The organism is Streptomyces sp. NPDC053079 (assembly GCF_044546695.1).
Classification (GTDB): Bacteria; Actinomycetota; Actinomycetes; order Streptomycetales; family Streptomycetaceae; genus Streptomyces.
In genome coordinates this window covers 462,592-475,433 of sequence record NZ_JBITZJ010000006.1, presented here as the reverse complement: position 1 = coordinate 475,433, position 12,842 = coordinate 462,592, and the positions used below count along the sequence as shown (strand labels likewise).

The following is a 12,842-nucleotide window of genomic DNA, read 5'->3' as shown; positions in this document are numbered from 1 at the left end:
GGCGGGGAACGAAAAGGCACTCAGGAGAACGCGGCTGTGAACGCACGACCGAAGACCGACTTCCAAGAACTGTCCATCGACCATGTGACGCTGTACGTCGAGGACCTCGACGCGAAGGTGGGCGAGCTCGCGCGCACCTACGGCTTCGAGGTGTACGCCACGGCCGCGGCGCGGGACGGGGCGCGTTCGGCCGCGGTCGGCCGTGAGCGGATACGCCTGGTGCTCACCGAGGCCTCGGCCGAGGACCACCCCGCCGCCGTGTACACGCGCCGGCACGGCGAGGGCGTCGCCGACATCGCCCTGACGGTGGCCGACGCCGCTGCCGCCTTCGCCGGGGCCGTCCACCGGGGCGCGGTGCCCGTCGCGGAGCCGGTCGAGCACGAGGGCGTGATCACGGCCTCGGTGCGGGCCTTCGGCGACGTGCTGCACACCTTCGTGCAGCGCCGGGAGGGGATCCCGCAGGACCGGCTCCCGGGGTTCGTGCCCGCGCACGGCCAGGAGCCCGCCGCACCGACCGGGCTGCTGGAGATCGACCACTTCGCGGTGTGCCTCGAGCCCGGCGGGCTCCGGCCCGCCGTCGCGTTCTACGAAGAGGTCCTGGGCTTCCGCAACACCTTCACGGAGAAGATCGTCGTCGGTGCGCAGGCGATGGACTCGGAGGTGGTGCAGAATCCCTCCGGCACCGTGACGCTCACCCTCATCGAGCCCGACACCTCCCGGGAGCCCGGGCAGATCGACCACTTCGTCAAGAACCACGGCGGCGCGGGCGTCCAGCACATCGCCTTCCGGACCGAGGACGTCGTGCGCTCGGTGGGCACGATGCACGCCCGGGGCGTGGAGTTCCTGAACACCCCGGCCGCCTACTACCGGATGCTGGGCGACCGCCTGCGGCTGGTCCGGCACTCCACCGACGAACTCGCCGCCCTGAACATCCTGGCCGACGAGGACTACGCGGGACAGCTCTTCCAGATCTTCACCAGGTCGGTGCACCCCCGCAGGACGCTCTTCTTCGAGGTCATCGAGCGCGCCGGGGCCACGACCTTCGGCAGCGGCAACATCAAGGCCCTGTACGAAGCGGTCGAAGCGGAGCAGCTGGGATGACCGCCGCCGAGTCGGGACGGGCCCTGACGGCGGTGTGCCTGGACGACGTCCGGGCGGCCGCCGAGGCCGTGCTCGAGCCCGCCGTCCGGGACTTCGCCGAGGGCGGCAGCGGTACGGAGGCGGTGCTCGCCGCGAACCGCGCCGCCTTCGCCGACGTCGCGCTCGTGCCCCGGGTGCTCACCGGTGTCACCGCCGCCGACACCGGCGCCAAGCTGCTCGGCAGCGACGCCGCCATGCCCGTCGCCGTCGCCCCCATGGCGTACCAGCGCCTGTTCCACGAGGACGGCGAGCTCGCCGCCGCGCGGGCGGCGCGCACGGCGGGCGTCCCCTACGTCGTGAGCACGCTGAGCAGCCACCGGGTGGAGGACATCGCCGCCACCGGAGCGACCACCTGGTTCCAGCTGTACTGCCTGCGCGACCGGGGCAAGAACCACGAACTCGTCGCCCGGGCCGAGGCCGCCGGCTGCGAGGCGCTGATGGTCACCGTCGACGTGCCGGTGATGGGCCGCAGGCTGCGGGACGTGCGCAACGGCTTCGCGCTCCCGGAGCACGTGCGGGCCGCCAACCTCGACACCGGCCCGGGGACCGAGGCGCACCGCGGCTTCGGCGGCGCCTCGGCGCTCGCCGTGCACACCAGCGCGGCGTTCGCACCGGGCCTGTCCTGGCGGGACCTGGCGGAACTGCGCGCCAGGACGTCGCTGCCACTGGTGGTCAAGGGCGTCCTGGACCCGCGGGACGCCCGTGCGGCGGTGGACGCCGGCGCCGACGGCATCGTGGTCTCCAACCACGGTGGCCGCCAGCTGGACGGTGCCGTGCCCAGCCTCCGCGCGCTGCCCGCCGTGGCCGAGGCCGTCTCCGGCGACTGCGAGGTCCTGCTGGACAGCGGCGTGCGCGACGGCACGGACGTCCTCAAGGCACTGGCCCTGGGCGCACGCGGCGTCCTCCTCGGCCGACCGGTCCTGTGGGGCCTGGCGGCGGGCGGGGAGCACGGCGTGGAGCGCGTACTGGACCTGCTGCGCACCGAGTTGGGCGCGAACATGACGCTGGCCGGCTGCGCCGACACCACCGCGGCGGCCGGTCTGCGCACGGAGAGGACGCGGACCCATGCGTTCCCGCCCCGGAGTTGACACGGCCCGAACAACAGGCGTTGTAGCCTGCACGCATCTGGAGATCAGCGCGTCCGGCGAGGAGTCCACTTGTTGCGTCTTGAAGCGGTGAGCAAGCGCTACGGCAGAGGCGATTGGATTCTCAGGGACGTCGATGTCGAGGCCCCCGCCGGCGAAGTCGTGGCGTTCGCGGGCGGAAACGGTTCGGGAAAGTCGACGCTGCTGCGCATAGCGGTCGGGCTGTCCCGGCCGACGCGCGGCGCGGTGGCCGGGCGGCCCCCGGTCATCGGCTACGTCCCCGACCGCTTCTCCCCCAACGAGCGCATGTCGGCCGCGGCGTATCTGACGCACATGGGCCGCGTCCGGGGGCTGACCACGTCGGCGGCCTCCTCGCGGGCCCACCGGCTGCTGGACCGGCTGGCGCTGGTGGGCGGCAAGGACGCGCCGCTGCGGAGCCTGTCGAAGGGCAACGCGCAGAAGGTCGCGCTCGCCCAGGCCCTGCTGGTCGAGCCCGGGTTGCTCGTCCTGGACGAGCCGTGGTCGGGCCTGGACGCCGACGCCCACGGCGTCCTGGCCGAGATCATGACCGAGGTGTCCGACGGCGGGGGCACGGTGCTGTTCACCGACCACCGCGAGTCGGTCACCCGGGCCCGCGCCTCCCGGACCTACACCGTCACCAAGGGGCGGGTCTCCCTGCGCGGTCCGGAACCTGCGGCGGCCGCGTACCGGCCCGCCGCCGAGGTCGTCCTGTCCGGCCCGCAGACGGGACCCGCGCCCCAGGACCTCCCCTGGGAGGCGCTGGACGGCGTGCTGGCGGTGAGCCGCCGGGCCACGCGGATCACGATGACCGTGGCCCGCGAGGCCACCGACTCCCTGCTGTACACCGCCCTGCAGCACGGCTGGTCCGTCCTGCAGGTGACGGGCACGGCCCACGACGACCGCACGACCGACGCCACCATGAACGGAGGCCTGCGGTGATCGCGCTCATCCGCTACACCTTCTCCACCGTGCTGCACACGCAGCGCTATCTCGCCCCGGTGCTCCTGTTCACGGGGCTGATGGGCGTGCTGACCGTCAACGGCAGCGGCCCGCTTCCCCCGGCCTACGCCTCCTCCGCCGGCGCGCTGTTCGTCTGCTCGACGTGGCTGACCATCGCGCTGATGAGCCTGGACGACGCGACGCAGCGGGCGATCGTCGTCATCAGTTCCGGCCGGTCCCTCAAGGTCCTGCTGGCGGTGATCGGTACGGCTCTGCTGAGCTGTCTGGCCCTGATGGTCTTCGGACTGTTCTTCCCGCTGTGGGTGGGCAGTTACGACGTCACGCCGGTCGACCTGCTGCTGGGCATGGAAGCGCAGCTCACCTGCGCGCTGGTGGGCATCGCCATCGGCGTGCTGTGCTCACGGCTGGTCTTCCGGCGGCAGGGGTACGCGCTGGTGGCCGCCCTCGCCCTGGTGATGGGCGCGCTCTTCGCCAAGGGGATGCCGCCGGTCAACCGGCTGTTCAACCTGATGGCGACGACGTCGGACTCGGCAGAGCTGCTGGCGCCCGCGGGCGGCATGCTCGCGATCGCCGCCGCGATCCTGGCCGCGTTCACGGCCGTCACGCAGTACGTCGCCGCCCGCAAGGAGTGAGCTCCGCCCCGCCGGGTCGCGGTCCCGGCGGCGCAGAATGGGGGGCATGACTGAGAGCAAGATGCCTGACTGGGAGAAGCGCTTCCGGGCGCCGCGGGTGGGGCTGCCGAAGTGGGCCAAGGGCGCTCCGGACCGGTCGCTGTTCACCTCCAACGCCACCGGGACCTACGAGCTGTACGCCTGGGACCGGGCCACGGGCGAGCAGCGGCAGGTCACGGACCGGCCGAACGGGACGTCGGGCGGGAAGCTGTCGCCGGACGGCGAGTGGATCTGGTGGTTCTCCGACACCGACGGCGACGAGTTCGGCGTATGGGTGCGCCAGCCCTTCCACGGCGGGCCGGACGAGCCCGCCGCGCCGGGCCTCGAGCCCTCGTACCCGGACGGGCTGGCGCTGGGCCGCGACGGCACGGCGGTCATCGGCCGGTCCACGGACAAGGGCGGCTCGACGGTCCACGTCGTGCGTCCGGGCGGCGAGCCGGTGGAGATCTACCGGCACCAGCAGTCGGCGGGCGTGGGGGACCTGTCCCACGACGGTTCTCTGATCGCCGTCGAGCACACCGAGCACGGCGACGCCATGCACTACGCGATCCGGGTCGTCACGACGGACGGCTCGGTCGTCGGCGAGCTGGACGACACCCGGGGCGGCACCGAGGAGCTGGGCCTGGCCGTGATGGGGTTCGCGCCCGTCGACGGGGACTCCCGGCTGCTCGTCGGCCACCAGCGGCGCGGCCGCTGGGAGCCGATGCTGTGGGACGCCGTCACGGGCGAGGAGACGGTGCTCACCGTCGACCTGCCGGGCGACCTGGACGCGACCTGGTTCCCCGACGGCAGCGCCCTGCTGATCGACCACAGCTACCAGGCGCGCAGCGAGCTGTGGCGCTACGAACTGTCGGACGGCCGGCTGACCCGCCTGGAGACCCCGGCCGGGACGGTGTCGGGGGCGCTGCCGCGGCCCGACGGGACGGTGGAGTTCCTCTGGTCCTCGGCCGCCAAGCCTCCGGTGGTGCGGTCCACGGCCGGGCACACGGTGCTGAGCGCGCCCGCGGTCTCCCACGGCATAGCGCAGGCCCCGGACTCGGTGCCGGTCTCCGACGTATGGGTCGAGGGCCCGGGCGGCACGGTCCACGCGCTGGTGCAGAAGCCCGCGGGCGAAGGGCCGTTCCCGACGGTCTTCGACATCCACGGCGGTCCGACGTGGCACGACAGCGACGCGTTCGCCGCCGGGCCGGCGGCCTGGGTGGACCACGGGTTCGCGGTCGTGCGCGTCAACTACCGCGGCTCCACGGGCTACGGGCGGGCCTGGACGGACGCGCTCAAGCACCGGGTCGGGCTCATCGAGCTGGAGGACATCGGGGCGGTGCGGGAGTGGGCCGTGGCGTCGGGGCTCGCGGACCCGCGGCGGCTGGTGCTGGCCGGCGGGTCGTGGGGCGGCTATCTGACGCTGCTCGGTCTGGGCACGCAGCCCGGGGCGTGGACGCTGGGGCTTGCGGCCGTGCCGGTCGCCGACTACGTGACGGCGTACCACGACGAGATGGAGGTGCTGAAGGCCCTGGACCGCACGCTGCTCGGCGGGACCCCGGAGGAGGTGCCGGAGCGGTTCGCGGCCTCGTCACCGCTGACGTACGTCGACCAGGTGCGGGCGCCGGTCTACATCTCCGCCGGGATGAACGACCCGCGCTGCCCGATCCGTCAGGTGGAGAACTACGTGGAGCGGCTGGAGCGGCGCGGGCATCCGCACGAGGTGTACCGCTACGACGCGGGGCACGGCTCGCTGGTGGTGGAGGAGCGGATCAAGCAGCTTCGGCTGGAGATCGCTTTTGCGGAGCGTCATCTGGGCCGTCCGGACCGGGCGTGATGCCCATCGCCAGGTCCCTGGCGGCCTCGGCCTCGCGGCGGTAGAGCCGGACCCACATGAAGGCGACGAAGCCCGCGAAGACGAACCACTCGCCGGTGTAGCCGAGGTTCTGGAAGGCCTTGAGGTCCAGGCCGCTGTTGGGGGCGGCGGCCGCGGGCACCGCGGTCAGGGGGGCGGCCGCCTCGGTCACGGTGATCCACGCGTCGTACACCCCGTACGGCACGAGGTTCACCAGCGAAGCGGCGCTGATCACGCCGAGCTGCCCCTGCGGCAGCCCGCCGGAGGTCCGCACGCCCTTGGAGGAGGGGCTCTCCGAGGCCTGGAGGGCGCCGGCCACGGTGACCCGGCCGGACGGCGGGGCCGGGATCTTCGCGGTGTCGTCCTTCGAGCCGGCGTCGCCGGGCAGCCAGCCGCGGACGACGGGCAGGGCCTTGCCCGCGTCGGTGCGCAGCAGGGTCAGGACGTAGAAGCCCTTGCGGGCGTCCAGGTCCCGGTCGGGTACGAGCAGTTGGTGCCCGGTGTCGTAGCGTCCGGTCGCCGTGGCCCGGCGGCCGGAGGTCTCGGTGCTCACGGGCAGCAGATCGGCCAGCGGCGCGGAGTCGGCCGTGCGGGCCTCGTCGGCCTGGGTCTGCTGGTCGCGATGGGAGTCGACGCGCGTTTCGAAGCGGCTGAGCTGCCAGCTGCCCATGAACAGGCACACGGGGATGGCCAGCACCGCGAAGACGTTGATTCCCCACCAGCGGGGAGTCAGCAGGAACCGATACACACCACCACGGTACGGGCAACGCCACGGCCGCCGTCCGGCGGGGCGGCGCGGGGCTACGGTGCCGGGTTCGCGGCCAGGGCTCCGGTGCGGTAGATCGTGCCGGCGCAGGCGTCGGGGATCGTCGTGTCGGCGGCCTTGGGCTCGCCCGCGTCCGGGGTGTGGCTGAGCACGACGCTCGCCGGGGGCTTGGCCGGGGCGGTGTCCTGGGTGGTCTGCGTGCCCTCCTCGGCCTTGGCGGCCGTCCCGGACTCCGGGGAGGAGGGGCTGGCCGGCGGGGCGGCCGAGGGGGCCGTGGGCTTGGAGCAGCCGCTGGGGCCGCCGTCGGCGGACGGGACCCAGGCGAACTTGATCTCGTACGCCTGGCCCGGCTGGAGGATCACCTGGGTCGGTTCGGTGGCCGGGTCGGGCAGGCCCGTCGCCGCGTCGCCGACCGTGTGGTCCACGACCGTGACGCGGGAGCTCTCGGCGCTGCCCTGGGCCTGGGCGGCCACCACGCCCGCGCTGCCGGCCACGGCGCAGACGGTGCTGGAGACGTTGACGACGCGGAAGGCTCCGTAGACGCGGCCGTCCTTGTCCGCGGGGGCGACGCTGCCGGCGCCCTTGCCGAGCTGTTTGCGGTCGCAGGTGGGCGAGGACGCGGCGAGCGTGGGGCCGGGGGCCGGGGCGGCGGCGCCCGGGGAGCCCGTGGGGCCGGCGGTACCGCCGTCCTTCTTGCCCTCCTCGCCGTGCCGGTCCTCCTCGTGCCTGCCGGCATCCGGCCCGGCGGTGTTCTCTCCGGGCCTGCCGTCCTCGTCGCGGCCGCCGTGCCGTCCGTCGGACATCTCGTGCGTGCGCTGGCGGCTGCTGGCCGCGTTGGCCGGGCGGTCGTCGGCGGTGCCGACGGTCGTGGCGACGTGGATGAGCGCGGGCATGGCCGCGATCCCGAAGATCACCGCGGCGGCGACGCCGACGGCGGCCTGCCGTCGGCGGGTGCGCCGGGCCGGCACGGCGCGCCGCAGCTGCTCCAGCGCGTCGGTGGAGGGTTCGAGATCGCCGACGGCTCCCTGCAGCAGGCGGCGCAGCGCCTGCTCGTCGAGGTCGGCGCCGGGCAGGGGGGACGAGTGACAGTCGCCGTCGCGGTGACCGTCGTGGCTGGGGGGGTGGCTCATACCGGCGCCTCCATGGCGACCCGGAGCGCCGCGATGCCGCGGGAGCCGTATGCCTTGACCGAGCCGAGCGAGAGGCCCAGGGTCTCGGCGACCTGGGCCTCGGTCATGTCGGCGAAGTAGCGCAGGACGAGGACTTCACGCTGGCGGCGCTGAAGTCCACGCATGGCTTTGATCAATTGGTCGCGCTCCAGCTGTTCGTACGCCCCTTCCTCGGCGCTCGCCATGTCGGGCATCGGCTTGGACAGCAGCTTCAGCCCGAGGATGCGGCGACGGAGCGCGGAGCGGGACAGATTGACGACGGTCTGCCGCAGATAGGCGAGGGTCTTTTCCGGGTCGCGCACGCGGTTGCGCGCGGAGTGCACCCGGATGAAGGCTTCCTGCACCACGTCCTCGCAGGAGGCCGTGTCGTCGAGGAGCAGGGCTGCGAGACCGAGCAGCGACCGGTAGTGCGCCCGGTAGGTCTCGGTGAGGTGGTCGACTGTGGTGCCCGCTGCCATCGCCTGGTCAGCGTCCCCCCACGGCGACGCCGTCGGCGGGGCCATCGGAGCGGACGCCGGCGAGGTGGCCGGGGTGGCGGACGCCGGGGACGCCTGCGGGGGGATCCGGGACCAGGGAGCGATCACCGGCATACCGCCCGGTGTGCCGGAACGCGGGCGCACTGCGGCGCTGCCGCGCCGCGGGACGGTTGCGATGCTGATGACCTCTGCCACGCCTGTTGGACACGCTTCCCCCCGTCAGGGTTGTACGCGCTAGGCATCGCGGTTGCGATTGACGACGCTTCGCCGGACGACGCGCCCCTTGCCCTCATGCGTACCAGCTCTTCCTAATGCCCCGGTTTTGGTACCGCCGCGAGAGACGGCAACAAAGACGCTCCCCACCTCGGCCGCGGTTGCGGCGGGACGGGGAGCGAATAGTCGAACAGATCATCTGCCCAGTTCAAGAGGTCTGGACCAACGAGTTGATCACAGAACCTTCACACATCCCCCATGTATTCCCCAGTATCACCGAGCGGTCAGCTCCGCCGCCACGACTTCCGCGATCTGTGCCGTGTTGAGCGCCGCGCCCTTGCGGAGATTGTCGCCGCACACGAACAGCTCCAGCGCACGGGGGTCGTCCAACGCGCGCCGCACCCGCCCCACCCACGTCGGGTCGGTGCCCACGGCGTCGGCCGGTGTGGGGAACTCGCCCTCGGCCGGGCTGTCGCACAGCACCACCCCCGGCGCGTTGGCCAGGATCTCGTGCGCCCGCTCGACGGTCACCTCGTTCTCGAAGCGCGCGTGCACGCTCAGCGAGTGCGTCGTGATCACCGGTACGCGCACACAGGTCGCGCTCACCCTCAGCTCCGGCAGCCCGAGGATCTTGCGCGACTCCGCGCGCACCTTGAGCTCCTCGGAGGACCAGCCGTCCGCCATCAGCGAGCCGGCCCACGGCACCACGTTCAGCGCCACCGGCGCCGGGAACGGCCCCGTCGCGTCGCCGACCGCGCGCCGCACATCGCCGGGCCGCGTGCCCAGGTCCGTACCGGCCACGGCCGTCAGCTGCGCCCGCAGCGCGTCCACGCCGGCCTGGCCGGCGCCCGAGACCGCCTGGTACGAGGAGACGACCAGCTCGCTCAGCCCGAACTCCGCGTGCAGCGCGCCCACCGCGACGATCATCGAGAGCGTGGTGCAGTTGGGGTTCGCGATGATGCCGCGCGGGCGGACCCGGGCGGCGTGCGCGTTCACCTCGGGGACCACCAGCGGAACGTCCGGGTCCATCCGGAACGCCGCCGAGTTGTCCACGACGACCGCGCCCTTGGCCACCGCGATCGGCGCCCAGCGCGCGGCCACGTCGTCGGGCACGTCGAACATCGCGACGGCGACGCCCTCGAACGCCTCCTCGCTCAGCGCGACGACCTCGACCTCCTCGCCACGGACGGTCAGCTTCCGCCCCACCGAGCGCGCGGACGCGACGAGACGGATCTCGCCCCAGATGTCCGCGTGCCGGGAGAGGATCTCCAGCATGACCGTCCCGACGGCGCCGGTGGCGCCGACGACGGCGAGGGTGGGCCGGGTGGAGCGGGCGCCGTCCGCAGTCGTACGCACGACGCCCGCCCCGCCCGGGCCCACGGACGTCATCGGCCGGTGCCGCCGTACACGACCGCTTCGTCGCTCTCGGTGTCCAGACCGAAGGCGGTGTGGACGGCCCGTACGGCCTCGTTGACGTCGTCGGCGCGCGTGACGACCGAGATGCGGATCTCGGAGGTCGAGATCAGCTCGATGTTCACGCCGGCGTTCGACAGCGCCTCGAAGAACGTCGCGGTGACGCCCGGGTTGGTCTTCATGCCCGCGCCGACCAGCGAGATCTTGGCGATCTGGTCGTCGTAGCGCAGCGAGTCGAAGCCCACGCGGGACTTCGTCTTCTCCAGCGCCTCGATCGCCTTGCGGCCCTCGGTCTTCGGCAGGGTGAAGGAGATGTCCGTCAGGCCCGTGGAGGCCGCCGAGACGTTCTGCACGATCATGTCGATGTTGATCTCGGCGTCGGAGATCGCCCGGAAGATCGTCGCGGCCTCGCCCGGCTTGTCCGGCACCCCGACGACCGTGACCTTCGCCTCGGACGTGTCGTGCGCGACACCCGAGATGATCGCCTGCTCCATCGGCTGGTCCCCTTGCGGTTCGTTGCTGACCCAGGTGCCGCGCAGCCCGGAGAAGGACGAGCGGACGTGGATCGGGATGTTGTAACGGCGTGCGTACTCGACGCAGCGGTGCAGCAGCACCTTGGAACCGGACGCGGCCAGCTCCAGCATGTCCTCGAACGAGATCCACTCGATCTTGCGGGCCTTCTTCACGACCCGCGGGTCGGCGGTGAAGACACCGTCGACGTCGGTGTAGATCTCGCACACCTCGGCGTCCAGCGCGGCCGCCAGAGCGACGGCGGTGGTGTCGCTGCCGCCCCGGCCCAGGGTGGTGATGTCCTTCTTGTCCTGGGACACACCCTGGAAGCCGGCCACGATCGCGATGTTGCCCGCGTCCACGGACTGCTGGATGCGGCCCGGCGTGACGTCGATGATGCGCGCTTTGTTGTGGACCGAGTCGGTGATGACTCCGGCCTGGCTGCCGGTGAACGACTGCGCCTCGTGACCGAGGTTTTTGATCGCCATGGCCAGCAGCGCCATGGAGATCCGCTCTCCGGCGGTCAGCAGCATGTCGAACTCACGCCCGGCAGGGATCGGCGAAACCTGCGCGGCGAGATCGATCAACTCGTCCGTCGTGTCGCCCATCGCGGAAACCACGACGACCACCTGGTGGCCGTTCTTCTTGGCTTCCACGACTCGCTTGGCGACCCGCTTGATGCCTTCGGCATCGGCAACGGAGGAGCCTCCGTACTTCTGCACGACAAGGCCCACGTGCGCTCCTCGCAGCTATACATATGCGTAATGCGGTCGGGACCGAGTCTAACGAGCGGCCGGAACCGGCCACGCCGGTGTCACATGGTGAGATTTCCGGCCGTAGGCCGTCAGTCCACGTAATCCTTCAGCTTCTCGGTCTCCAGCACGAGGCCGACGGGGGCGGGGATCTCGACCTTCTCGCCGAAGGAACGCGTGATGACGCTCCGGTACCCGCCCTGCTTCGGCTCCGTGTGCACGATGACCACGCACTGCTCGCGGTCGACGAGGAGATAGACGGGAATGTCCGCAGCCGCGTACCCGTCGCGCTTCTCCAACCGGTCCCGACGATTCGTGTCGGAATCGTGCGAGGTGATCTCGACGGCCATCAGCACGCCGTCGGGCTCTGCCCACTCCCCCTGCCCGGCGAAGTGATCATCAGGCACGAGGGCGCCGTCCGGGCGCGCCCGGCCCTTGCGGTACGCCTCCACCTTCAGCCCCTGCTCTTGGTAGAGCGAGAGATCCGGCCGCTGCTGCATGCATTGCTTCGCCAGCCACACGGCAACAGTGCCGTGGTTACCATCCGGCACCGGCTTGACCTCTACCTTTCCGTTGATGAACTCAAGCCGGACGGTCTCCGGCGCCCTGTGGGCAAGCTCCTCGAACTCTTCGATGGACAGCAGTGGCTGGGCGGTCATCCTCGGGGTCATGGCGTCGCCTCCTCCCCCCCATGGTGCCCTTACCAGGGGCGGCGCGGTCATGTACGGCTCCTACGGGCCTGGCGGGCGGCGACCCGGAGGCCGTCCGTGCGGCGCCGGACCTCTTCGGGCGACAGGCCGTCCCATTCCCCGCTCCGGTCGCCCCAGGGGTCCTCGGGGAGGAACGTGTCCGTCACGTCCGGGACCCTCGCGCAGATCGCGCACGAGTAATCGCCCAGCTCCGTGTTGAGGTCCACCCCGCCGCAGTCCCCGCACGGCGAGAAGCTCAGGGTGGGAGGCCGACGGGAAACGGAGCGGTCGTCGTACGCCGCGATCAAGCGCGTGGGAATCGGGGGCATCTTTTCCTCCAGTCGTCTGCGAATGAACCCGGCCGGGCTGAAGATCACCGGCGGCAGCCCGGCCGTCACCGCCGCCGTCATCTGTTCGACCGTCGTGTCACGTGCCAGCCACTCCTCGGCGAGCGGCTCAAGGGCCGCGCACTCAGCGGCGGAGAGCGTCAGCCGGGGGTCGGAGTGGCGGAGGGCGACCAGGGCTCCGTACGCACGGGAACGCTGCGGCGCGGGGGCCGCACGGGTGGGGGCGGGTACGGGCTCGGGCTCGGGTTCCGGCTCGGGGGTGCCCTCCGCAGGCACCTCGCCGCGCTCGAACCGCTTCCACCACTCCCCCGAGCGGGCGGTCCGGGAGAAGAACGTCCGCGTCACCCAGCGCACGCCGCGCTCTGTGGCGGCAGCCACCGGACGGGAGAGCAGGTGCCCGGCATCCCTCAGGCGCTGCAGCGCCGTCAGGCACGCCCGCTGGCCGTAGTCCGGTAGCACCTTGGCCAGCGTCTTCGCGTCCATCGCCGCCCCTTCGGGCAGCCGGTCGAGGAACGCGGCGATCGACGCCTCGCGCTTGGGCAGATGTGCGAAGTCGTCGCCGGTGGGCCGGGCCTGGTCGGGGGCGTTGCGCTTCCCGAAGCCGGGATTGGCCATGGGGTGTGCGGGGGCGGGCAGGACGGCACTAGGGTTGGCAGTAGCCACGGATCGAGTCCTTGTCGATCTTGAGGGTCAGACCCCGGTTCGGTGTTCGCAGCACCGGCCGGGGTTGTTTGTTGCTCGCACGCTAGGGCGTCCGCACGCCGCGTCGCAACCCGATCACGAAAAGTCACCGCGC

General features: G+C 72.1%; 12 protein-coding genes. 5 read left to right on the top strand and 7 right to left on the bottom strand.

Features of this window, described 5'->3' with window-relative positions; translation table 11 throughout:
- The first annotated feature begins 36 nt into the window (after positions 1–36).
- From hppD to ACIGXW_RS24435, 5 genes are all read left to right on the top strand, one after another.
- Positions 37–1,101 (top strand): 4-hydroxyphenylpyruvate dioxygenase, encoded by a 1,065-nt coding sequence (hppD, locus tag ACIGXW_RS24455; RefSeq protein WP_399575006.1) that lies wholly within the window; start codon positions 37–39, stop codon positions 1,099–1,101.
- Positions 1,098–2,228, top strand: a complete 1,131-nt coding sequence (locus ACIGXW_RS24450) for an alpha-hydroxy acid oxidase (protein ID WP_399575005.1) — start codon at positions 1,098–1,100, stop codon at positions 2,226–2,228. The genes hppD and ACIGXW_RS24450 overlap by 4 nt, the downstream gene beginning before the upstream one ends.
- Before the next feature lie 72 nt (positions 2,229–2,300).
- A complete protein-coding gene (locus ACIGXW_RS24445; RefSeq protein ID WP_399575123.1) occupies positions 2,301–3,185 on the top strand; it encodes an ATP-binding cassette domain-containing protein in 885 nt (294 codons plus the stop codon).
- Positions 3,182–3,838 carry a hypothetical protein gene (locus ACIGXW_RS24440; protein ID WP_399575004.1) on the top strand — a complete coding sequence of 219 codons (657 nt, stop codon included), beginning with the start codon at positions 3,182–3,184 and terminating at the stop codon, positions 3,836–3,838. Before ACIGXW_RS24445 ends, ACIGXW_RS24440 begins: the two co-directional genes overlap by 4 nt.
- Before the next feature lie 61 nt (positions 3,839–3,899).
- On the top strand, positions 3,900–5,693 hold the full coding sequence (locus ACIGXW_RS24435; RefSeq protein ID WP_399575122.1) for a prolyl oligopeptidase family serine peptidase: 1,794 nt from the start codon (positions 3,900–3,902) through the stop codon (positions 5,691–5,693).
- Here the strand turns inward: ACIGXW_RS24435 and ACIGXW_RS24430 are convergent.
- The 7 genes from ACIGXW_RS24430 to ACIGXW_RS24400 form a co-directional block, all read right to left on the bottom strand.
- Positions 5,629–6,459, bottom strand: coding sequence for an SURF1 family protein (locus tag ACIGXW_RS24430; RefSeq protein WP_071963891.1), 831 nt, complete (start codon positions 6,457–6,459; stop codon positions 5,629–5,631). The two genes, ACIGXW_RS24435 and ACIGXW_RS24430, sit on opposite strands and share 65 nt — an antisense overlap.
- 53 nt (positions 6,460–6,512) lie before the next feature.
- Positions 6,513–7,607, bottom strand: a complete 1,095-nt coding sequence (locus tag ACIGXW_RS24425) for a hypothetical protein (protein WP_399575003.1) — start codon at positions 7,605–7,607, stop codon at positions 6,513–6,515.
- Positions 7,604–8,317 carry a SigE family RNA polymerase sigma factor gene (locus ACIGXW_RS24420; RefSeq protein WP_399575002.1) on the bottom strand — a complete coding sequence of 238 codons (714 nt, stop codon included), beginning with the start codon at positions 8,315–8,317 and terminating at the stop codon, positions 7,604–7,606. The genes ACIGXW_RS24425 and ACIGXW_RS24420 overlap by 4 nt, the downstream gene beginning before the upstream one ends.
- Positions 8,318–8,608: 291 nt before the next feature.
- Positions 8,609–9,724: an aspartate-semialdehyde dehydrogenase gene (locus ACIGXW_RS24415; protein WP_399575001.1), complete on the bottom strand. Its 1,116-nt coding sequence runs from the start codon at positions 9,722–9,724 to the stop codon at positions 8,609–8,611.
- A complete protein-coding gene (locus ACIGXW_RS24410) occupies positions 9,721–10,992 on the bottom strand; it encodes an aspartate kinase (protein ID WP_071963893.1) in 1,272 nt (423 codons plus the stop codon). The genes ACIGXW_RS24415 and ACIGXW_RS24410 overlap by 4 nt, the downstream gene beginning before the upstream one ends.
- Before the next feature lie 110 nt (positions 10,993–11,102).
- On the bottom strand, positions 11,103–11,681 hold the full coding sequence (locus ACIGXW_RS24405; protein WP_399575000.1) for a Uma2 family endonuclease: 579 nt from the start codon (positions 11,679–11,681) through the stop codon (positions 11,103–11,105).
- A 47-nt stretch (positions 11,682–11,728) separates the two neighbouring features.
- Entirely contained in the window at positions 11,729–12,709 is a 981-nt protein-coding gene (locus ACIGXW_RS24400; protein ID WP_399574999.1) for a hypothetical protein, read from the bottom strand.
- Positions 12,710–12,842 lie beyond the last annotated feature (133 nt).

Excerpts from the sequence above, each read along its gene's own strand:
- ACIGXW_RS24435 (WP_399575122.1), top strand. The coding sequence starts at position 3,900 with ATGCCTGACTGGGAGAAGCGCTTCCGGGCGCCGCGGGTGGGGCTGCCG.
- ACIGXW_RS24415 (WP_399575001.1), bottom strand. The coding sequence starts at position 9,724 with ATGACGTCCGTGGGCCCGGGCGGGGCGGGCGTCGTGCGTACGACTGCG.
- ACIGXW_RS24450 (WP_399575005.1), top strand. The coding sequence starts at position 1,098 with ATGACCGCCGCCGAGTCGGGACGGGCCCTGACGGCGGTGTGCCTGGAC.
- ACIGXW_RS24405 (WP_399575000.1), bottom strand. The coding sequence starts at position 11,681 with ATGACCCCGAGGATGACCGCCCAGCCACTGCTGTCCATCGAAGAGTTC.
- ACIGXW_RS24425 (WP_399575003.1), bottom strand. The coding sequence starts at position 7,607 with ATGAGCCACCCCCCCAGCCACGACGGTCACCGCGACGGCGACTGTCAC.